Source organism: Cryptosporangium phraense, assembly GCF_006912135.1.
Taxonomy (GTDB): domain Bacteria; phylum Actinomycetota; class Actinomycetes; order Mycobacteriales; family Cryptosporangiaceae; genus Cryptosporangium; species Cryptosporangium phraense.
Map to the genome: position 1 here is coordinate 163,064 of NZ_VIRS01000016.1, position 20,152 is coordinate 183,215.

General features: G+C 68.3%; 24 protein-coding genes, 3 tRNA genes, 1 other RNA gene and 1 pseudogene. 5 read left to right on the forward strand and 24 right to left on the reverse strand.

What is annotated here, in order from left to right; genetic code table 11:
- Nucleotides 1-67: 67 nt before the first annotated feature.
- Together FL583_RS40280 and FL583_RS22685 are read right to left on the reverse strand one after the other, a co-directional pair.
- Nucleotides 68-135 (reverse strand) — tRNA-Lys (locus tag FL583_RS40280).
- A 26-nt stretch (nt 136-161) separates the two neighbouring features.
- Nucleotides 162-512 carry a histone-like nucleoid-structuring protein Lsr2 gene (locus tag FL583_RS22685; protein WP_142706752.1) on the reverse strand — a complete coding sequence of 117 codons (351 nt, stop codon included), beginning with the start codon at nt 510-512 and terminating at the stop codon, nt 162-164.
- Between the two features lie 737 nt (nt 513-1,249).
- Between FL583_RS22685 and FL583_RS22690 the strand changes: the two genes are divergently transcribed.
- From FL583_RS22690 to FL583_RS43035, 3 genes and pseudogenes are all read left to right on the forward strand, one after another.
- On the forward strand, nt 1,250-1,984 hold the full coding sequence (locus FL583_RS22690; RefSeq protein WP_142706754.1) for a hypothetical protein: 735 nt from the start codon (nt 1,250-1,252) through the stop codon (nt 1,982-1,984).
- Nucleotides 1,977-2,336, forward strand: a complete 360-nt coding sequence (locus FL583_RS22695; protein ID WP_142706756.1) for a hypothetical protein — start codon at nt 1,977-1,979, stop codon at nt 2,334-2,336. The genes FL583_RS22690 and FL583_RS22695 overlap by 8 nt, the downstream gene beginning before the upstream one ends.
- Before the next feature lie 30 nt (nt 2,337-2,366).
- Nucleotides 2,367-3,368: pseudogene (locus tag FL583_RS43035) on the forward strand (recombinase family protein); the annotation flags it as partial.
- On the opposite strand, the gene FL583_RS41855 reads toward FL583_RS43035, so the two are convergent.
- The 4 genes from FL583_RS41855 to FL583_RS22720 form a co-directional block, all read right to left on the reverse strand.
- Complete coding sequence (locus tag FL583_RS41855; RefSeq protein WP_240746765.1) at nt 3,291-3,779, reverse strand: hypothetical protein; 489 nt, start codon at nt 3,777-3,779, stop codon at nt 3,291-3,293. The pseudogene FL583_RS43035 and the gene FL583_RS41855 overlap by 78 nt on opposite strands.
- Nucleotides 3,780-3,969: 190 nt before the next feature.
- Nucleotides 3,970-4,042, reverse strand: a tRNA-Ala gene (locus FL583_RS22710).
- A gap of 77 nt (nt 4,043-4,119) precedes the next feature.
- Complete coding sequence (locus FL583_RS22715; protein ID WP_240746766.1) at nt 4,120-4,677, reverse strand: YqgE/AlgH family protein; 558 nt, start codon at nt 4,675-4,677, stop codon at nt 4,120-4,122.
- Between the two features lie 160 nt (nt 4,678-4,837).
- Nucleotides 4,838-5,032 (reverse strand): CsbD family protein, encoded by a 195-nt coding sequence (locus tag FL583_RS22720; RefSeq protein WP_142706760.1) that lies wholly within the window; start codon nt 5,030-5,032, stop codon nt 4,838-4,840.
- An 81-nt stretch (nt 5,033-5,113) separates the two neighbouring features.
- On the opposite strand from FL583_RS22720, the gene FL583_RS22725 reads away from it, so the two are divergent.
- Nucleotides 5,114-5,911 carry an S-methyl-5'-thioadenosine phosphorylase gene (locus FL583_RS22725; protein ID WP_142706762.1) on the forward strand — a complete coding sequence of 266 codons (798 nt, stop codon included), beginning with the start codon at nt 5,114-5,116 and terminating at the stop codon, nt 5,909-5,911.
- A gap of 9 nt (nt 5,912-5,920) precedes the next feature.
- On the opposite strand, the gene FL583_RS22730 is transcribed toward FL583_RS22725, so the two are convergent.
- The 3 genes from FL583_RS22730 to FL583_RS22740 form a co-directional block, all read right to left on the reverse strand.
- Nucleotides 5,921-5,993 (reverse strand) — tRNA-OTHER (locus tag FL583_RS22730).
- Nucleotides 5,994-6,045: 52 nt separating this feature from the next.
- Nucleotides 6,046-7,725 carry an MDR family MFS transporter gene (locus FL583_RS22735; protein ID WP_142706765.1) on the reverse strand — a complete coding sequence of 560 codons (1,680 nt, stop codon included), beginning with the start codon at nt 7,723-7,725 and terminating at the stop codon, nt 6,046-6,048.
- Nucleotides 7,726-7,734: 9 nt separating this feature from the next.
- Nucleotides 7,735-8,253, reverse strand: a complete 519-nt coding sequence (locus FL583_RS22740) for a MarR family winged helix-turn-helix transcriptional regulator (RefSeq protein ID WP_170323823.1) — start codon at nt 8,251-8,253, stop codon at nt 7,735-7,737.
- Nucleotides 8,254-8,367: 114 nt separating this feature from the next.
- On the opposite strand from FL583_RS22740, the gene FL583_RS22745 reads away from it, so the two are divergent.
- Nucleotides 8,368-8,931 carry a pyridoxamine 5'-phosphate oxidase family protein gene (locus tag FL583_RS22745; RefSeq protein ID WP_142706769.1) on the forward strand — a complete coding sequence of 188 codons (564 nt, stop codon included), beginning with the start codon at nt 8,368-8,370 and terminating at the stop codon, nt 8,929-8,931.
- A 38-nt stretch (nt 8,932-8,969) separates the two neighbouring features.
- Here FL583_RS22745 and ssrA read toward each other — a convergent pair.
- The 15 genes from ssrA to FL583_RS22820 form a co-directional block, all read right to left on the reverse strand.
- Nucleotides 8,970-9,342: a transfer-messenger RNA gene (ssrA, locus tag FL583_RS22750) on the reverse strand.
- 24 nt (nt 9,343-9,366) lie between these two features.
- Nucleotides 9,367-9,843 (reverse strand): SsrA-binding protein SmpB, encoded by a 477-nt coding sequence (smpB, locus tag FL583_RS22755; RefSeq protein ID WP_142706771.1) that lies wholly within the window; start codon nt 9,841-9,843, stop codon nt 9,367-9,369.
- A gap of 69 nt (nt 9,844-9,912) precedes the next feature.
- Nucleotides 9,913-11,157 carry a M23 family metallopeptidase gene (locus tag FL583_RS22760; RefSeq protein ID WP_142706773.1) on the reverse strand — a complete coding sequence of 415 codons (1,245 nt, stop codon included), beginning with the start codon at nt 11,155-11,157 and terminating at the stop codon, nt 9,913-9,915.
- 77 nt (nt 11,158-11,234) lie between these two features.
- The gene (ftsX, locus tag FL583_RS22765) at nt 11,235-12,119 is read right to left on the reverse strand and encodes a permease-like cell division protein FtsX (RefSeq protein ID WP_142706776.1); all 885 of its coding nucleotides are present in this window, start codon (nt 12,117-12,119) and stop codon (nt 11,235-11,237) included.
- Nucleotides 12,120-12,167: 48 nt separating this feature from the next.
- Entirely contained in the window at nt 12,168-12,848 is a 681-nt protein-coding gene (gene ftsE / locus FL583_RS22770) for a cell division ATP-binding protein FtsE (protein ID WP_142706778.1), read from the reverse strand.
- A 444-nt stretch (nt 12,849-13,292) separates the two neighbouring features.
- Nucleotides 13,293-14,234: a hypothetical protein gene (locus FL583_RS22775; protein WP_142706781.1), complete on the reverse strand. Its 942-nt coding sequence runs from the start codon at nt 14,232-14,234 to the stop codon at nt 13,293-13,295.
- A gap of 391 nt (nt 14,235-14,625) precedes the next feature.
- Nucleotides 14,626-15,741, reverse strand: a complete 1,116-nt coding sequence (prfB, locus tag FL583_RS22780; RefSeq protein WP_142706783.1) for a peptide chain release factor 2 — start codon at nt 15,739-15,741, stop codon at nt 14,626-14,628.
- A 187-nt stretch (nt 15,742-15,928) separates the two neighbouring features.
- Nucleotides 15,929-16,456: a PadR family transcriptional regulator gene (locus FL583_RS22785; protein ID WP_142706785.1), complete on the reverse strand. Its 528-nt coding sequence runs from the start codon at nt 16,454-16,456 to the stop codon at nt 15,929-15,931.
- Nucleotides 16,457-16,612: 156 nt separating this feature from the next.
- Nucleotides 16,613-17,005, reverse strand: a complete 393-nt coding sequence (locus FL583_RS22790; RefSeq protein WP_142706787.1) for a hypothetical protein — start codon at nt 17,003-17,005, stop codon at nt 16,613-16,615.
- 23 nt (nt 17,006-17,028) lie between these two features.
- A complete protein-coding gene (locus FL583_RS40285) occupies nt 17,029-17,571 on the reverse strand; it encodes a hypothetical protein (protein ID WP_170323824.1) in 543 nt (180 codons plus the stop codon).
- A gap of 572 nt (nt 17,572-18,143) precedes the next feature.
- Nucleotides 18,144-18,509 (reverse strand): TadE/TadG family type IV pilus assembly protein, encoded by a 366-nt coding sequence (locus tag FL583_RS22800; RefSeq protein WP_142706791.1) that lies wholly within the window; start codon nt 18,507-18,509, stop codon nt 18,144-18,146.
- A gap of 34 nt (nt 18,510-18,543) precedes the next feature.
- On the reverse strand, nt 18,544-18,738 hold the full coding sequence (locus FL583_RS22805) for a hypothetical protein (protein ID WP_142706793.1): 195 nt from the start codon (nt 18,736-18,738) through the stop codon (nt 18,544-18,546).
- 102 nt (nt 18,739-18,840) lie between these two features.
- Nucleotides 18,841-19,224 (reverse strand): hypothetical protein, encoded by a 384-nt coding sequence (locus tag FL583_RS22810; RefSeq protein ID WP_142706795.1) that lies wholly within the window; start codon nt 19,222-19,224, stop codon nt 18,841-18,843.
- Nucleotides 19,225-19,309: 85 nt separating this feature from the next.
- Nucleotides 19,310-19,675, reverse strand: a complete 366-nt coding sequence (locus FL583_RS22815) for a fluoride efflux transporter FluC (protein ID WP_142706797.1) — start codon at nt 19,673-19,675, stop codon at nt 19,310-19,312.
- Nucleotides 19,672-20,115: a fluoride efflux transporter FluC gene (locus tag FL583_RS22820; protein WP_142706799.1), complete on the reverse strand. Its 444-nt coding sequence runs from the start codon at nt 20,113-20,115 to the stop codon at nt 19,672-19,674. Before FL583_RS22820 ends, FL583_RS22815 begins: the two co-directional genes overlap by 4 nt.
- Nucleotides 20,116-20,152: the final 37 nt, after the last annotated feature.

Here is a 20,152-nt window from a genome sequence, read left to right on the forward strand (position 1 = left end):
GAGCAACCACAGCCCATTTCTTGACCACATACGACACTTGTATTCAACAAAACAGCTGCTCAGCGGGTGGGCCGCCTGGGGATCGAACCCAGAACCCGCGGATTAAAAGTCCGCAGGTCTTGAGTCTCAACACCTCTTGGCTCTACTTCCATCTCACTGCTCTAACCTCGGATAGACGCCCTGTACTTCTCGACGATCTCAGTTGGGATCCGTCCGCGGACGTTGACATCGAATCCTTGGGTCTTCGCCCACTCGCGGATTGCATGGTTCTGCTGACGGTTTGCCCCTACCGACTGGGACTCGCCCGCGGTGCGGGTGCGCGCGGTTCGCGGAGACTTCCCAGCCTTTCGGGCCGCCGCGACGAAGCGCGCCATCTCGTCTCGAAGAGCGCCGGCATTCGCGGCGGACAAATCGATTTCGTATGCCGTTCCGTCGAGGGCGAAGTTCACGGTCTCCGCGGCGGCGCCGCCATCGATGTCGTCAACGAGGAGTACTTCGACCTTGCGTGCCATCCGAACCTCAGTTGCTCTTGTTCCCGGTCTGTGTCGACGAAGTGTATGTGCTGCCGACGAGCCCCCATCGCGCCAGGCTGCTGCTGGATGGCCGTCCGCAGATCTCGCCGCCGGTCAACGACCATCGCATGCATTGGTTACCCGGACACGGCCATCGGGCGCCGAAGCCGTGTCGATGCCTGCACGACCTGATAGGCACTGCAGGCTTGTTCTCAGCCGAGTCGGCGACTCACGATGACTCTGCCGTCGGGTTGCGCGACTCAGCTCGGGCTGGCACCGCGATCTCGATCGTTGTCTGGCGACTCGAGGTCTTCCGCGGCCGGGAGGTGATCGGCTGAGTCTTTTCGGCCGATCTAGTCATTGTTCCGTGACCGATGCCGGGTCGTCCCGACTGGCTCGAGGATGGCCTCCTCGCGGCATCGATTGCGGTGTTCCAATCTTCTTGGGCAGCCTTGGGGTCGTGGCGGTCGTCCGTTGGGTTCGATGGTCTGCAGCCGTGGCGCCGATGCCGCACGGGCTTTCCTCGATGCCCGCGGGAGGCACAGGAAGCTGAGCTGACCGAGCCTGAGCGCCAGCACCCCTTCTCGGTCAGACACGCGCGCCGCCGTCGGCGGGCGGGGAGGCAAGGTCTATCCCTTGCGCGACGCCCGCGATGCCATGTTGGCCCGCTGTTGGGTACGGGTGACGCATCGCGACCGGCGAGACCGTCGGCTGTTGGACATTCGACGTTGGCGAACATGGCCGGTCAGGCACCGGAGCCACCCGTTCGGATGGCTAAGCGAACGAACGATTCACAACCCCGCCCATCGGACGAGCCCGACAAAAATCCTGTCTATCACAGCAGACGAACGAACATCCACAGCGAATTGCCGATCGCTGTCTGGCAACTGGGACACCACGAAAGCGCCCGTGAACCGGCCGAGGACTTCGCGTCGCGCGTCGCAGAGCGACTCGTTCATGTGTACGCGCGGCCTGGGGAATCAGTCGCCGACCTCGACGGCGACCCGATCCTTCGCTATGCCGTAGTCGCCGCCGGATGCACCTACCTGGACGTGCAGCACCAGAGCGACGTTTCCGTGCTTGGGCCCGTGGCGCCGCCGGTCAGGCTGATTGTCGTCCGCTGGCCTCGCGCCGCAGGCAACCCCGACCTTCTGGATCTCCGCGCCATCAGCCGGTTGTTGCTGCCCGACATCCCGAGCCTGGTCACGACTGTTCGGCCCGACGACTCACCGCGACCAAGCTCAAACCCGAGTGACGATGAGCAATTGGTAGCGGCAGCCCACGACGCTGGACTTCACCGGATGCTGCAGATCGTTACAATCAGCGCCCCTAGCGGCGGTGATCGATTCCTTTACTACTCCACCCAGGCAGAGGCCGAACACCTCACGCGCGCGACACCTGCGAGATCTCAACACCCGACGCTGCGTCTCGACCTCTTCGTCTTCAGCCCGAACCTTTCGCACCATGACTGACCGCGACTCAGTCACACGCGACGACGACACAACCACCCACGCTGAACAGCGAAAAGTCGCCCGAAAACGTCGCGAAGTCACGTTGCCGTCGCGCAACGAAGCGAGCTACGTTTCGGATTCTCCGGAGCCGGCCCTGGGCTTGGGCGCTCGGCCAACACCCGGAATGTCTCCCGCGGTGCTGCCGACACTCGCCGCGCCACGCACCGCCCCCATCTCCGAGAAGAAGTACCGACAGGCCGTCGATCTCCTCGCATCGATGATCGCCGAGGCAGTAGCCCGCGCTCGTTTCGAGCGGATCGACACCCCGCAGCCGTCCCCCAGCCCGGACAGGCCAACCAAGCCTGAGGACTAAGGCCGACTTTCTCTCCGGGAAGGAGTCGCCATGGCACGCCGATCACGCCCGGCAAGGACGACGACCCTGTCTCTGCCGATCACCCATCAGCGGGTCGCCACCTACACCCGTTGCTCCACCGATGAAGAGAACCAGCCGTTCACCATCGAAGCCCAGGACACCAAGCTCGACGCCTACGCCTCGTCGCAAGACGGCTGGTCCGTCGTCGCCAAATACACCGACGACGGCTCGGGCGGAACCCTCGACCGCCGCGACCTCCAACGCGCGATCGCCGACGCCAAGGCCGGCAAGTTCGACGTCTTGCTCGTCTACCGCGTCGACCGATTCAGCCGCCGAATCCGCGACCTGGTCTGGCTCCTGGACGAGCTCACCTCCGCCGGCGTCACCTTCCGATCGGCCACCGAGCCCTTCGACACGGCCACTCCAGCGGGCCGAATGCTCGTCCAGATGCTCGGGGTCTTCGCCGAGTTCGAACGCGAGATGATCATTGATCGGGTCATCAACGGGATGGAACGTAAGGCCAGCCGAGGCCAATGGACGTTGAGTACTCCACCAGAGGGGTACGTCGTCGATCAGGCGACCCAGTGCCTGACCCCGATCTCCACAGAATCCCCAAACATTACGAACATATTCCAGCAATACACGACTAAACGGCGCGGCGCCCGGGCGATTGCCGCGGATCTCAACAGCCGCGGCATGCGACGACGCAGCGGGCGGCCCTGGAGCCACAAGACCGTCATCGATGTCCTCACGAATCTGGCCTACGTCGGCACGGTCGCCTTCCGCGACATCTACGTGGAAGACGCTCATCCGCCGCTGATCCCACCCGAGGTCTTCGCCCTGGCCCAGGAAATCCTCGTCGAACGCAGCGAACATCCTGCGAAATTCGCCGGCGCGGCTTCCGACTACTACCTGAGCGGCAAGATTCGCTGCCCTCGATGCGGCCAGACTTACCTAGGAACGTCTGCCACCGGCAAGTACCGCCAATACCGCTACTACACCTGCTTTACCCGCAACCGGTACGGGACGGAGAGGTGCGGCGCCCCACGGATCCAAGCCGACGCCTTCGACGAGATAGTGCTCCAGGCGTTGGGCACCTTCTACCGCACCCGAACCGACCTGATCAACGACGCGCTCCGCGCCACCCAGGAACACCACCGCGCCGCAGTGGCCGGCAGCGAAGCCGAACTCGCAACGATCAAGGCTCGGCTCACCCAGAAAGAACTCGTCGTCGACCGCTACTTCACCGACTACGAGGCCGGGCGCCTCGACCACGATCTTCTTCGAACCCGGATCGAGACACTCTCCGAAGAACTCACCGAGCTCCGCCGCCGGCGCGATGAAATCCAGATCCAGCTCGACAACGCGCCTCCGATGATCAGCCCCCGTGAGCTCGAGACCGCCGCCGCATGGATCACTGACATCATTCGGGACGGGGACCACCCGCGCCGCAAGGAACTCTGCGACCTTCTCATCGACGAGTTGCAGCTCGACTTCAAGGCGGCCACTGCGACACCGGTTTTTCGTGTCCGAGCCGGAGACCTCGTCCCGGAAAGCAACGAAGCCCCGGCCAGTACTCTGGCCGGGGCGAATCAGGCCAGCTCACGCGGTGTTCGCGAGCATCAACCTCGGGTGGAGCTGAGGGGACTCGAACCCCTGACCCCCACACTGCCAGTGTGGTGCGCTACCAGCTGCGCCACAGCCCCGTCCGGCCCGTTCCGGACCGACTGCTGAATAGTACACAACCCGCCGGGCTCCCCCTCCCCGGCCCCCTCCCGGCCCCTCAGTTCAACTGCGGATCCGCCGGATAGAACGCCAGCGCCGCCAGCATCCCGCCCTGCCGCCTCAACACCATCGACCACAGGTCGTCCGGCTGGGGCACGAACGCATCCCCCGGCAGCGCGTCCAGCACCAGCCACGCGCCCTGCTCGATCTCCGACTCCAGCTGGTCCGCGTCCCATCCCGCGTACCCCGCGAAGACCCGCAGGCGGTCCAGCGACCCGTTGAACGCCTCCGGGCTCGCCGACAGGTCGACTGTCCCGACGACCCCCTCGACCCGGCTGAACCCGTCCGGCGACGTCCCCGGGCGCACCCGGGCCAGGCAGATCGCCGCCTCCGGCTGCACCGGACCACCCTCGAAGACGACCGACGGCTGCGCCGCGAACTCCTGCCAGCCATCGAGGACGTCTTCGACCTGGACCTCGGTCGCGCGGTTGAGGACGACGCCGAGCGCGCCGCTCGGCTCGTGGGCGATGAGCAGAACGACCGAGCGCTCGAAGTTCGGGTCCTTGAGCGAGGGCGAGGCGACGAGCAGGCGCCCCGTCAGGTCTTCCGCCGGCATGCCCGTGATCATGCCGAACCACCCCCGCCACCGTTCCGTCGAGTCGCCCACGGGCGCCCGTCGGAGCATGTCATCTTGTTCGCCGACGCGCGAGCATCTCCCGACGACCGGCACACGAAAACGCCGCCCCCGCCGACGCGGGGGCGGCGACTCTCGGTGATTACTTCTTGAAGGCGTCCTTCACCTTCTCGGCCGCGTCCTTCACGTGCTCTCCGGCCTGCTTGAGCTTGGACTCCGAGCGCTCTGCAGCGCCTTCGGCCTGCAGGCTCTCGTTACCGGTAGCGCCGCCCCAGCGCTCCTTGGCGGCGCCCTTCAGCTCCTGCGCCTTGTTCTCGGTCTTGTCGTCGAAGCTCATGTCGGACTCCCTTTCGATGACTGATGGTTAGGTATCCCGACCGCGAACGACTTACACATGGAGCCCGGTATCGTCCGCCACATGACCGTTACTGCCCGGCCGGACGTCGCCGTGATCGGAGGCTCGGGCCTCTACGCCCTGCTCGAGCAAGTCGACGAGGTCGTGGTGGACACCCCGTACGGCGCCCCCAGCGACCCGATCACGATCGGCCTGGTCGAGGGCCGGCCGATCGCCTTCCTCCCCCGCCACGGCCGGGACCACCGCTTCCCGCCGCACCGGATCCCCTACCGCGCGAACCTCTGGGCGCTCCGGTCGCTGGGCGTCCGGCAGATCCTCGCGCCGTGCGCGGTCGGCGGCCTCCGACCGGAGCTCGGTCCCGGCACGTTCGTGGTCCCCGACCAGCTGGTCGACCGCACCTCCGGCCGCGCTCAGACCTTTCACGACGTCGGAGCCGTGCACGTCTCGTTCGCCGACCCGTACTGCCCGGTCGGACGCTCCGCCGTGCTCGCCAACGCCGAGAACGCCGTGGACGAGGGCACCATGGTCGTCGTCGAGGGGCCTCGCTTCTCGACTCGCGCCGAGTCCCGCTGGTTCACCGCGCAGGGCTGGTCGGTCGTCAACATGACCGGGCACCCGGAAGCCGTCCTGGCCCGCGAGCTGGCCGTCTGCTACACCGCGATCGCGTTGGTCACCGACCTGGACGCCGGGGTCGACGCCGGCGAGGAGGTCACGCAGGAGGAGGTGTTCCGGGTCTTCGCGGAGAACACCGACCGGATGCGCACGCTCGTGCTCCAGACCGCCGCCGCGCTGCCGAAGGACCGCGACTGCCCCTGTTCCCACGCGCTCGACGGCATCGAGCTCGCGCTCGAACTTCCGTGAGGAGTTCGGACTCGCTGGCCGGAGTCGAACCGGCGTCTCCCCAGAGATACTCCAAGGGCTCTGTCCACTGAGCTACAGCGAGGGGCCTCTCAGTGTGACGCATTTCGCACTGGGAAGCGCCACTCCGCGCCGAACTAGTTTGACCCCTCTTCGGCAGCCCGAGCCTCCGCCCGAGCGGCGTCCACGCCCGACTGCGTCCGCAGTGGGATCTCCTTGATGAGGAACGCGAGCACGATCGCCACCACCATGATCGCCGCACCCAGCAGGAAGACCTGATCCACCGCGTCGGAGAATCCGACGAAGAACGGCTTCGCCAGCCGTTCGTCCAGCTGGTTGATGAACGACGAGTCGTCCAGCGCGCCGCCGAAGCCGCTCCCGGACGACAGCTGCTCGACGAACCGCTGGTTGGCCGGGTCGGCCAGCACCTGCGGATCGTGCAGTGCGGCCTGGTACGACGGCGTCGGCACGATCGTCGAGAACGCCGAGCCGATCTTCGTCCCGGCCTGGCTGAACAGCACCGACAGGAACACCGCGGTGCCGAGCGTCCCGCCCATCTGACGGAAGAACGTCGAGGACGACGTGGCCACGCCGATGTCGCGCGGGGGCATCGCGTTCTGGACCGCGAGCGTCACCGGCTGCATCACGTTGCCCAGCCCCAGCCCGAAGATCGCCATCACGATGCCGGTCTGCCAGAACGGCGTGTCCCAGTGCACCTGGCTGAACGCCAGCAGCCCGACCGTCATCAGCACCGTGCCGATGATCGGGAAGATCTTGTACCGGCCGGTCCGGGAGATCAGCTGGCCGGAGATGATCGAGCCGGTCATGATCCCGGCGGTCAGCGGCAACAGCAGCAGGCCGGCCTGGGTCGGCGACGCGCCCTTGACGATCTGCAGGTAGAGCGGCAGCGCCGCGAGCCCGCCGAACATCCCCATGCCGGTGACGAGCGCGACCAGCGACGTCGTCGTGAACACCGAGTTCCGGAAGAACCGCAGCGGGATCAGCGCGTCCTCGCCGCAGCGGCGCTCGGCCAGGATGAACAGCACGAGGCCGATGGCCCCGATCACGAAGCACACGATCGAACGCCCGGAGCCCCAGCCCCAGATCCGGCCCTGCTCGGCCACGATCAGCAACGGCACCAGCCCGACGACCAGCGCCAGCGCGCCCGGCCAGTCGATCCGGTGCTCACGGCGCTGGTGCGGGATGTTCAGCACCCGCATGACGATCATCAGCGCCACCAGCCCGATCGGGACGTTCACCAGGAACACCCAGCGCCAGCCGGAGACCCACAGGATCGTGTCCTGGCCCGCGAACGTTCCCCCGATCACCGGGCCGAGCACGCTCGACGTCCCGAACACCGCGAGGAAGAACCCCTGGTAGCGGGCCCGCTCCCGGGGCGGCACGATGTCGCCGAGGATCGCCAGCGCCAGGCTGAACAGCCCGCCCGCGCCCAGCCCCTGCACGGCCCGGAACGCGGCCAGTTCGTACATCGACTGCGACGCCGCCGAGAGCGCCGACCCGACCAGGAACAGCCCGATCGCGCCCAGGAAGAACGGTTTCCGTCCGTAGAGATCGGAGAGCTTTCCGTAGAGCGGGGTCGTGATCGTCGCGGTGATCAGGTACGCGGTCGTCGCCCACGCCTGCAGCGACAGGCCGTCGAGGTCGTCGGCGATCGTCCGGATCGACGACGCGACGATCGTCTGGTCGAGCGCCGCCAGGAACATGCCCGACATCAGTCCGGTCAGGATCAACAGGATCTGCCGGTGCGTCAGCAGCGTCTCCGACGCTGCTTCCACGGGCTTCGACGGCGCGGCCATCCGTACTCCTCAGCTTCTGTCTTCATCAATGCGGACGCCCAACGGGCGAGCGGACTCGAGCCCGGTGATGAACCGGCCGAGCAGCCGCACCAGGTCGTCCACGTCCCTGTCCGGCCAGTCCCGGACTATGCGCGCCAGATGCTCCTCGCGCTGCTGGCGCAACACGGCGATCACCTCGCGGCCGGCCTCGGTGGGGACGAGCACGCAGGCCCGGCCGTCCGCCGGGTCGGGCTTGCGCTCGACCAGCCCCCGGTCGACGAGCTGGGCGACCTGACGGCTGACCGTCGACGGGTCGGCGTGCACGGCCTCGGCGAGCGTCCCGGCCCGCTGCGGACGTTCGGCGAGCTGGAAGAGGAGCCCGTAGGCGGCGGTGGCGGCCTCGCCGACCGTGGCCGCCTGCTGGGCTTTGTAGCGCACCATCGTGCGACCGAAGCGGGCGAGCTGGCGCCCTAACTCGGTGACCGCGTCGTCGGGCTGATCGGCGGCGGGCAGCTGCGCCGCGGACAGGGCGGCGCTCGAGTCGGCCATGGGGATACGTCTCCTCGGACAAAAAGCTTGCTGGCTGCAACTGTAAGGGTGTAAGGCTCGGGTCGCCATCGAACGCGAAACGCGGACTCAATCTGGGATCCCTACGCTGCGCCCGTGACCGATGTATTTGCTGTGCTCCGCGCCTGGCTCCCCGACAACGCCGACCCGATCCGCCCGCCGATGACGCTCGCGACGCTGGACGCCGACGGCTACCCGGACGCCCGCACGGTGCTGCTCAGCGCCCTGGACGACCACGGCGTCCAGTTCCACACCGACGCCCGCTCGCGCAAGGCCGCCGAACTCGCGGCCGCGCCCCGGGCCTGCGTGGTCATCCCGATCGGTGAGCGCGACCGCCAGATCACGCTGGTCGGCGACGTGGAGCCGCTGGGCCCGGACGCGCTGCGCGAGGCGTACCGGCGTCGGACCCGGTACCTCCAGGTGCTGGCCTGGGTGAACAGCGACGAGTTGGCCGCCCGCCCGGCCGGCCAGCGCCACCAGGCCTGGCAGGCGTTCGAGGACACGAACCCGGGTCCGCTCGAGCCCCCGGCGACCTGGACCGGCTTCCGGCTCCGGCCCCACCGGGTCACGTTCTGGACCGCGGACGAACTCGGCCCGAGCACCCGTCTCGAGTACCGGCGCAGCGGCGACGGATGGACCACGCACGCGCTGGCCGGGTAAGGCGAAGGCCCCCGACTTATGGTCGGGGGCCTTCGTGGCCGTGGAGGTGGCGGGAATCGAACCCGCGTCCACCGTCGCCTCAACAGGTCTTCTCCGGGCGCAGTTCGCTATGTCTCTACTTGGCCCCATCGGTCACGCGAACAAGCCGATGTGACGAGCCCAGCCACTGTGAGATTTCCTTGCCAGCCCCGATGGCCGGGCTGGTAAGTAAGCCTTCTAGCTGATGCCAGGATCCGGTCCGAAGGCGTTACCGGGCTGACAGCGTATCCCTAGCCTCAGGCGGCGAGGGCGTACGCGCGCTGATCAGAGTCGGCGCTTAATTGGTTGCAACGCATGGTTTACGAGATCATCGTTGCCTTTCTCGGCCCGCTTCCCCTGTCTCAACGTCCGGTGTCGAGACCAATCACCCCCTGGTCGGTGTGTAACCACTCCAGTCTAGCGCCGTCCCTTGAGATTGCGCCCATACGCCCGCGCGATCTCCCGGTCGGAGTCCCGCTTGGCCAGGTCCTGACGCTTGTCCCAGGCCTTCTTACCGCGGGCCAGCGCGATCTCGACCTTCGCCCGCCCGTCCGAGAAGTACATCGACAGCGGGACGAGCGTCAGCCCGCCCTCCTTGATCTTGCCGATCAGCTTCTCGATCTCGGCCCGGTGCAGCAGCAGCTTCCGGACCCGACGCGGAGCGTGGTTGGTCCAGGTCCCGGCGACGTACTCCGGGATGTGGACGCCGTGCAGATAGATCTCACCGTCGTCCACCAACGCGAAGCCGTCGACGAGTGAGGCGCGGCCGGCGCGTAGTGACTTCACCTCGGTGCCGGTCAGCACGATGCCGGCCTCCCAGGTGTCGAGCACGGTGTAGTCGTGCCGAGCCTTGCGGTTGGACGCGATGACCTTGCGTCCGGTCTCCCGCGGCATCGACCTGCCTTCCTTCGAGCATTTCCGTAGATCTAACGATCCTACGGTGGCAGGCCATTCCTTAAATGCTCAGAGGTACCCGAGCGGGTTCACCGGGCTGCCGTCGATCCGGACCTCGAAGTGCAGGTGGTCACCGGTCGACGCGCCGGTCGTCCCGACCAGGCCGATCGTCTCGCCCCGGCTCACTTCCTGGCCCGGCGAGACCAGGATCCGGGACTGGTGGCCGTAGCAGGTCGACAGGTCACCGCCGTGGTAGATGCAGGTGTAGTTGCCGTACCCGCCGTTCCACCCGGCCCGCACGACGACCCCGCTCGCGGCCGCGTGGATCGGCGCCCCCTCGGGCGCGGCGAAGTCGGTGCCCGCGTGCAGCTGCCAGCGCCGGAAGTACGGGTCGAACCGGTAGCCGAAGTCGCTGGACTTCCAGCCCGCGACCGGCATCCACAGGCCGCCGGGGCGACTCCGCGGCCGGTAGCTCCGGCTCCGGCCGGAGCTCCGCCGCTCGCGGTGGGCCACGGCCCGCAGGGCGCGGGCGATCCGGTTCGACTCGGCCTGGGCGTCGGCGTACCGCTCCTGGCTGGCCTGCTTCTCCTGGTTCGCCACGACGACCGCGTTCCGTCGCTGCGCGACCAGGCTCAGCACCTCGGCCCGGGCGGCCTGCGCGGCCGACTGTTCGGCCCGGGCGGCGGCGAGCGCGCGCTGCGCGGCCGCTCGGGCCGCGTCCACCCGACGTTTGTGTTCGGCGACGATCGCGCGTTGCTCAGCCACGTCCTGACGACGTCGCTCGACGGCGTCGACCGCGCGGTGCTGGCGGCCGATCAGCTGCGTCGCGAAGTTGAGGCGGTCGAGCAGGTCCTCGGGGCCGTCGGCCGCGCTGACCGCGGACAGGACCATCGCCGAGTGACCCTCGTAGGTCGCCCGGACGTAGGTGCCGAGCGTGTCGCGGGCCTCGTCCACCGCGGCCTGAGCGGCGGCGAAGTGCTGCTCGGCGACACCGAGCGCGGCGGCCGCGCGGGCCGAGGCGCGCTCGGCCGCGGTGGCCCGGACCGCCGCGGCCGTGACCCGCCCCTGGGCGGTCGCAACGCGCGTCTGCGCGCCCGGCAGGCGCTGCGAGGTCTCGACGAAGGCCGCGGTCGCGGCCTGGGCCCTGGCGGTCGCGGTCTCCATGATCGCGGCCGCCCGCTGCATCGCCCGCTGTGCCGCGGCCCGGTCGGCCGGCGAGGGCCCGTTCCGGGCCTGAACGACGGGTTGGTGGACGAGTAGCCCCGCACCGATCGCGACGACTAGGCAGAACACTCGGCGACGCCCTACGCGCATGCCGATACGGTACGGATTGCCCGATTAGTTCACAAAGGTCACAGGTCTACCGGCGCGTCACCCGTGACACGCAGACGTCAGACCTTGACGTAGAACCGGAGCGTGACCCACCCGGTGATGCCGGCCGTGAGCACCGACACCAGCATCAGCAGCGGGGCCGTGACCAGCAGGATCGCGCTCCAACCGATCGTCGGGACGACCGTGTCCTGGCCGAGCGCGGAGAGCGCGCCGTCGATGACCGTCACCTTGGCGATCGACAGGAAGACCGTCGCGAAGATCGCGCCGATCAGACCGGCGACCGCGGCCTCCAGGATGAACGGCAATCGGACGTACCAGTTGGACGCGCCGACCAGCTTCATGATGCTGACCTCGCGCCGCCGGCTGTAGGCCGCGACCTGGATCGTGTTACCGATCAGCAGCAGGGCGGCGAGGCCGGCGAACAGCGAGACGGCCAGCGAGGTGTTCTTGACCGCGTCGATCGCGTCGAACAGCCGGCCGACCAGCTCCTCCTGGGTCGAGACCACGTCGACGCCTGGCTGGCCTTTGTACTCGGCGTCGACCGTGTTGGCCTGGTTCGGGTTCTTGAGCTTCACCCGGAACGACTCCGGGAGCGACTCCGGCTTGGTGTTCTCGACCAGGTCCGGCGAGTCCTTGAACAGCTCCTTGAAGCGCTTGTAGGCCTCGTCCTTGCTCTCGAACGTGACCTTCTGGACCTCGGGGTCGTCCTGGAGCTTCGTCTGCAGTGCGGTCTTCTGGTCGGCGGTGACCGCCGCGTCCAGGAAGATCGAGACCTCGACCTGCGCGTACAGCAGGTCCTTGGTCTTGGCGACCCCGGCGTACAGCAAGCCGCCCGCACCGAGCAGCGCCAGCGAGATCGCCGTGGTGAGGATCAGGGCGATCGTCATCGTGACGTTGCGCCACAGGCCGGTCGCGGCTTCGGTCAGGACGAACTTGGCACGCATGGGTTCCTCGGGAAGGACGGGAAGTTGGGGGGCCGTTGGGGGTGCTGTTTAGCCGTAGACGCCGCGCGCCTGGTCACGAATGACCCGGCCGCGGTCGAGCTCGACCACGCGGCGGCGCATCTGGTTCACGATGTTCGAGTCGTGCGTCGCCATGACGACGGTCGTGCCGGTGCGGTTGATCCGGTCGAGCAGACGCATGATCTCGATCGACGTGTCGGGGTCGAGGTTTCCGGTCGGCTCGTCGGCCAGCAGCACCAGCGGGCGGTTGACGAACGCCCGGGCGACCGCGACGCGCTGCTGCTCACCACCGGAGAGCTCGTGCGGATAGCGGTTCTCCTTGCCCTCCAGGCCGACCAGGCTCAGCACCTCGGGCACGACCCGACGGATGACCGAGCGGGTCTTGCCGATGACCTCCAGCGCGAACGCCACGTTCTCGGCGGCGGTCTTGTTGGGGAGCAGCCGGAAGTCCTGGAAGACACAGCCGACGCTGCGCCGCAGCTGCGGCACCTTCCACGGGCGGATCGTCGCGACGTCCCGGCCGGCCACCATCACCTTGCCGGACGTCGCGGTGTCTTCCTTGAGAAGGAGGCGGATGAACGTGGACTTCCCCGAACCCGACGGCCCGATGAAGAACACGAACTCGCCCTTCTCGACGTTGACGTTCACGTCGTCGAGGGCGGGACGACGTGACTTCGGGTACGTCTTGGTCACACGGTCGAGGGTGATCACGGGGGCCGAGTCTAGCCACACCGGGTCCGGCGACAGCTCGGGCTACACAGCCTTCCTCAGGTGTTGTTCAGAGAGCGGCCGTGGCCGGGCGCCGGGCGACCTCACAGGGCCCTGTCCGGAACGCCGGTAGAGAGGTGGGGCGGGTGTGACGGCCGGGAGTGCTCACCGGCACCGCCGGAGGTGATCCGTCACTCTGCGCGGTGATGATCGGCGGACGTTGCCACTGCTCTGTCAGTTCGACCGCAACCCCGGTGTCGTTCGAGGGATGCGCACGGCTTCCCAACCGCCCCGCAAAGCGAAGATTCCCGGGAAACGGGGTGGCGAGAATTCTTAATGCGGCGATAAGAAACGCCTAGAGATAGCGATAGGTTTCTATTTCCGGACAGCAGTCGGCCCGGTCGCACAGGCGACCGGGCCGACCATTTATCGGTGGTGCTTATTGCGTCAGGCGCGCTTCCGGCGGCGGGTGAAGACCACCATGCCGACGCCGAGTCCGAGCACCAGAACCGCGCCGGCGATCAGGCCGCCGAGGCTCGCACCGGTGACCGGCAGGCTGCCTTCCTCGCTCTCGCTGTTCGAGGCAGGCGAAACGCTGGGCTGCGCCTCGTCGTCACCAGCGACCGCGCTCTCGCTCGGCGAGGCCTCGTCGCTGGGCTCGGTGCCCTCTTCCTCGTCGCACTTGTTCAGGTCGAGGCTGGCCGAGTCGAGCTTGTCGCCCTGGGCGATGACCGCGACGGCGATCTTCGAGACGTCGAAGTCCTCGTCGTCCGCCTTGGCGAGCGCCTTGAAGTCGTCCTCGTTCTTGAGGTCGTCCGGCAGCGTCAGGGTCTTGCCCGGGTTGACGGCGAAGTCCTGGGCCAGCGGCTTGTCGTCGTCGAACTTGACCAGGACGGTGAACCGGGCGCGCCGGTCGGTGTCGTTGGTCAGGTCGATCGAGAAGACGTCGCAGCTCAACGTGATGTCGGCGGAGAGAGTGTCCTCTTCGTCGGCCGAGGGCGACTGGCTGGGCTCGGGCTCGTCACAGGACTTGCCGGGCAGCGGAACGTCGGCGGTCGCGTCCTTCTCGATGACCTTGTCGCCGTCTTTCCACGTGCCGTGGACCTCGAGCCGGGCCACGTTCTTGCCCATGGCGTCCTTGATGCCGGTGCTGCCCTTCGGCAGGACCTGCTTGCCGGTGATCGACTTGCCGGCCTCGATCTCGTCGGCGATGCGGACGTGGCTCTTCTCGGGCTGAGCCTTGACCTCGATGGCCTCATCGAGGTGCGGGTCCTGGTTGGTCACCGTCCATTCGACGACGTACCGCCCGTCGACGCACTCGGCGGTGCCCTTCACGGCGTTGGTGGTCGCACTTGCCGGTTCGGCGAGCGCTACCGCCCCGAGGGTCACCAGTCCGGTCACCATCGTTGCGGCAAGGCCGCGGCGGAGAACACCGCGTAAGCCTCGGGCCATCTCAAGCACTTCCATTCCCTCGGTGGACATCGAAAAGAACATCTGGGAACGACAAAGGACACGCCGCTGCGAATAACGGTGTGCCCCCTAGTGGCGGCGATTCCCGGCAATTACGTGGAGCCGGTTTCGCTGCCGGTGCCAGACCATACGTTGCCACGGAGATGTCACGCCACAGCTCTGGCAATGTTGTGAGAGAGATTTAAGAGGCGGGCGTTCTCAACCGTGAAGGTGGATCGGGCAACCAATTGCGGTTGAGCTTTCAACCCTGACGCTGGGACGGCGACCCTGAGTAAGCAGAACGCCCTCCGGATTCCGGAGGGCGCGCTGGTCAGGACACTGCGACGTCTTGTTGCTTGCGCCAGCGGATGCCGGCCTCGATGAAGCCGTCGATGTCGCCGTCGAACACGGCCTGGGGGTTTCCGGCCTCGAACTGGGTGCGCAGATCCTTCACCATTTGGTACGGGTGAACCACGTAGGAGCGCATCTGGTTGCCCCAGGAGTTGCCACCGTCGCCGCGCAGGGCGTCCATCTCGGCCTTCTGCTCTTGACGACGGCGCTCCAGCAGGCGCGCCTGCAGGACCCGCATCGCGGCGGCCCGGTTCTGGATCTGCGACTTCTCGTTCTGGCAGGACACGACGATGCCGGTCGGGATGTGCGTGATGCGCACCGCCGAGTCGGTCGTGTTGACGCTCTGACCGCCGGGACCGGACGAGCGGAAGACGTCGATACGCAGGTCGTTCTCGGGGATGTCGACGTGGTCGGTCGTCTCGACGACCGGCAGGACCTCGACGCCGGCGAACGACGTCTGGCGACGGCCCTGGTTGTCGTACGGGCTGATCCGGACGAGGCGGTGGGTGCCCTGCTCGACCGAGAGCGTGCCGTAGGCGTAGGGCGCCCGCACAGTGAACGTCGCCGACTTGATGCCGGCTTCCTCGGCGTAGGAGGTGTCGTAGACCTCGGTACCGTAGTGGTGCCGCTCGGCCCAGCGCAGGTACATGCGGAGCAGCATCTCGGCGAAGTCGGCCGCGTCGACGCCACCGGCCTCGGCGCGGATCGTGATCAGCGCCTCGCGGGGGTCGTACTCACCGGAGAGGAGCGTGCGGACCTCGAGCTCCTCGATCGTGGCGCGCAGGCTCGTGAGCTCGGTGGCGACCTCCTGCACCGAGCCCGGGTCGTCCTCGGCCTCGGCCAGCTCGAGCAGGACGCCGGCGTCGTCGAGCCGGCTGCGCAGGCCGTCGATCTTGTTCAGTTCGCCCTGGACGAAGCTCAGCCGGGACGTGACCTGCTGGGCGCGGTCTTGATCGTCCCAGAGGTCGGGCGCCGCGGCCGCCTCGTTCAGCTCGGCCAGCTCGTTGCGGAGCTTGTCGAGGTCGAGCACGCTCTCGACTGAGGTCAGGGTCGTGTCGAGAGCCTTGAGCTCTTCATGAAGGTCGAGGGCAGCCACAGCAACCCAGCCTACGCGGTCGGGCCGCTTGTTCGCTTACCACCGTGCTCAGCGACCCGTCGTTCCCGGCCGTGCGGAGCTCCCCTGGGGGCCCAGCCAGCTGATGCAGCGACCCGTCGCTCCCGGCCGTACGGAGCTCCCCTCCCGGCAGCTGCGCGCGGTCGGGAACGACCGGTCGCCTTGATCGTCAGCTGCTGGACGACAGCCCGGGGGCGCTGTCCAGCCACTTCAGGATCGAACGCTGGTACGAGATCGCGAACTCCAGGGTCGCCACCTGGAACGAGTCGTCCCGCTTCTTCACCTCTTTGAGCTCCTCCCGGAGCTCGGCGAGCCGGGCGTTGTGCTCCTCCCGCCGCTCCGCGTACAGCTCCTGGAGCTGCTGCGGCTTGTGCAGAGACCCGAAAGCGGCCCGCAGCATCAACGGGTTGCGCAACTGGTCGCGCCCCGCCTCCTCGCTCAGCCACTTCGCGAACACCCGCTTGCCGGATGCGGTGATCGCATAGGGCTGGGAGGAGCGGGGGCCGGGTCTTCCTAGCCGAACGAACCCCTTCTCGGCCAGGACCGGCAACTCGCGGTATACCTGGCTCCGAGTAGTGGTCCAGAACGGACCCAATCTGTTCTCCGCAGTGGCCATGAGCTGGCCACCTGTCATCGGACCTTCGTGCAGCAGCCCAAGAAGTGCGGCTGCCGTCGCATTGAGACCTTTCTCCGCCATGTTAGCCACGGTGACACGATTCGGGCGGTCGCGCCATACGCCACGCCTTCCAAAGTGGAACCCATCACAAGTCGGACAGTTCCCTGGTCAAGGGGGCGCTACCTTCCCCCGGGCGAGCAAGTCGACGATCGTCGACAAGCTCCGGTCACGGTCCGATCAGGTCTTCCAGACTACTCGCGCAGAGCTGGTAGCCACCCTCTCGATTCCCTTCGGTCGACCGAACAGCCGTCCGAACGGGAGAGGCGCCATACGCGTACAGATCAGTATTATCTGATCATTTTGCACGCTCAGCGCGACGTCAACCTCCTCTTTTTGTATACCTTCTAGGTAGCGTCGCAGCTCAGGGGCTGCTTCCTCGTATGTGACGGACGCGTGATCGGACGGTTCCGTACCGCTTATGTACGCTGCTGCGTCGCTTGTGCCGCCTGCCGTCGCCAGCGCGGCAGCGTCGCACCAGGACTGAAGGTCCCGCTGGGCCAGGAATGCACTGGATGCAGTCGCGACACCGGCGATCAGGAGCAGCGCCACCGCGACACACAGGAGGATCACCAGCTGCAGGCTGCCGCGGTCTTTCACGCCGTACCCGCGATTCGCACGACGAACCGGGCCTCGACCACGTTCCGCCCGGCGTCGAACATCGTCGGCACGCCCGGCAGGCGGTAGGTGCGGCGGACGCACAGCTCGAAACGGGACCCGGGGTCCAGCGGCGGGTTAACCGTCGAGTCCACGGTGAGGGTCGGGCCCGTGCAGCCGTGTCCGATCGGACCCCAGTGGAGCTCGGCCGGCCCGGTCAGGCCCTGGTCCTCGAGCGCGAGGCGGACGGCGTAGGTCGCTCGCTCGGCGGCGGTCGAGGGGTCGTCCGCGCTCACGTAGGCGCGCCCGGCGTCGCGGGCCGCCTCCGTGACCGCGAAGGCGTTCCGCTGCACCTCGAAGACGGCGATCACGACGTACAGGAGCGGGACGAGGAGCAGCACGCCGCCGAACACGAACTCGACGACCGCCGACCCCCGCTCCCCCCGCCTCACCCACCGCCCGGCCGCCCCGCGCCACACCTCCCCGCGCCGGAGCTCCCTGCGCTGGATCTCCCCGAACTCGGCCTCCGGCGGCCAACCCATGCCGTGCGAGACCCCACCACACGGGTTCCTACCGCGCAGGGCCCCTTCGGGTGGACCCGCACCGCGGGGACCCACCGAGCGCGGGACCACTCCGCGCGAGGCGCCGCCGCGCAGGAGCGGCCTTGGCGAGACCGCGCCCTCCCGGGCCCCGGCGTGGGCCGCCCCGTCGCCTACTGACGGCACGGTCGAACCCGCGGCCCTCCGAACCGCGCCCCTCCGAACCGCACTTCGCAGGGCCCAACGCACCGCCGCCGCGCGTACGGCTGCCGCCCGAAGGACCACCGCGCACCGCCCCGCACCCTTCGCAACGACGGCGCGGCCGGAGGCCACACGTGCAGCAGCCACCGCACAGCCGACCACTGCGGGAGGCATCCCACCGCACGGCACGTCGGCGCGGCGAGCCGCCTCACGCACGGCCGCCACCCCCACGGCCGCCACACCGAACACGACCCCGCACAGCACCGCGGCCCTCGCAACCGCGGCCCACAGCGCCGTTGCAGCGCAGAGGGCTCCAGCGCGGAAGCCACCGCCCCCACCGCTCAGAACGACCCTCCGCCCCACGATGGCGCGCCTCACGACGGATCACCTTCCTCCACCGCCCGCGCCGTCACATGGACCGGCAACACCTCACCGAGCGGCGCGAAGAACGCCGGCAACGCACCCACGCAGTCGATGCGCGCCAAGCGCAACCCGTTCCCGGCCACCTCCTCCGACCCCGTACACACGAGATGCTCCGCCACCTCGCGGCCCGCCCCGCGACGCAGGAGATCGTGCGCCCGCGCGGCCCCCGCGTCCGGATCCACGTCCGCATTGGCGGCAAAACGCGCGCCCTCGGCGGCGCTCGCCGCCGCGATCGTGCGGACGTACAGGTAGACGGCGACCTGCAGGACGCCCAGCAGCAATCCGAGCAGCACCACCGTGACCAGCGCGAACTCCACGACCGCGGAACCGCGGTCGCCGTGGCGCACCGGGTCACCGACCGGTGTCCGAGACCACCTGATCCAGCGCGGTCTGCACCGCGGTGACGATCGCGTCGCGGAACACCGCGAACACGGCCGCGACCAGCCCCGCGGTCATGACCGTGACCATCACCCAACCGGGGACGTCACCACGGTCACCCCGCAGTGCCCGCACGCGGCAGAACAGCCAGAACAGAGGAGGCAGCACGGGACGCCCTCCGAGCGCTCGACGCGAGTTCCCATGGCCCCGAAACAGAGGGTAGGGATCACATCGACGCTGCGCGAGGGCTTCCCGAAAGGCTGTGGAGAACTACGCGAGCTCGGCCGGGCGGGCCACGTCGTTCTCGTCCAGGATCGCCCGCAGCGCGTCGGCCAGCTCGGCCGGGGAGATCTCGTCCTCGGGCGTCGTGGGGCGGTCGGAGTAGCGGAAGCTCCGCTCCCAGCCGTGGCGCCCGTCGGCGAAGACGAGCACGCCGTCGTCGTCGCCCTCGACCTTCGTCTCCCAGTAGCGGTCCTGCTGCTGACCGGTCAGCTCGCGCATGAACGACCCGAACTTCCGGGACGTCCCCGGGTTGTCGGCCTCCCCCATCGCGGCGAGGAACGCGTCGACCAGGCGAGCCCGCTCCGCGCGCTCGGCCTCGAAGCCGGGGTCCGACTCGGCGAACCCGTGCTCTTCCCTGCGGACGTCGACCATGGAACCGGCCTCCTTCTCGTCGTCGCTGGTCTCGTGCCCGGCAGCGCGCCCTCCAAACCTCAGGCGGACGAACGTCGCAAAAAGCCTAAAGCTGATGAATAGCCCTAGCCAAAATCAGGCCGATCGCGGCCGCTCCGAAGCCGGCGAGCACCGTCGCACCGGCGTACGCGACCGCGAGGAACCGCAACCTCTGCTGGGTGAGCCGCAGAACCTCGAAGCTGAACGTCGAGTACGTCGTCAGCGCACCGCAGAAACCGGTGCCGACCAGCGCGGCCACCGCCGTCGAGGCGGGCCAGGCGGCCACGAACCCCAGGATCAGCGACCCGGTGACGTTGACCCCGAACGTCCCCCACGGGTACCCCGGCCCGACGATCGCCTGCACGGCCCGGTCGGTGAGGTACCGCAACGGCGCCCCGACCGCCGCACCCAGGGCCACCAGCAGCACGGTCACCGCGAGACCAGCCTCGCGGTCAGCGCGCTCCCGGCCCAGACCGCCAGCAGCGCTCCGACCAGCGTCACCGCCAGGTACGCGAGCCCGACCGCGGACGCGCCCGCGGTCGCGTTGCGACCCGCGTCGACCACGTAGGTCGAGAACGTCGTGTACCCGCCGAGGAACCCCACGCCCAGGAACGGCCGCAGCAGCTTCCGCTGCGGATACACCTCGGTCACCACCACCATGAGGACGCCGATGAGAAAGCATCCCGACACGTTGACGACGAACGTCGACCAGGCGAAGCCGTCCGGGCCGTGGGGCCAGGCGGCCGTGATCCCGTAGCGGGCGAGGGCGCCCAGCACCCCGCCGGCCGACACCGCGGCCAGCACGGGCCAGAGACGCTCGCGCCGTTGGGCCGGGATCGCCAGGTCGACATCGGCATCGGTTGGTTCGCTCATCCGTCCTCCCCGGCGCACGGTAACGCGAGCCCGGGAC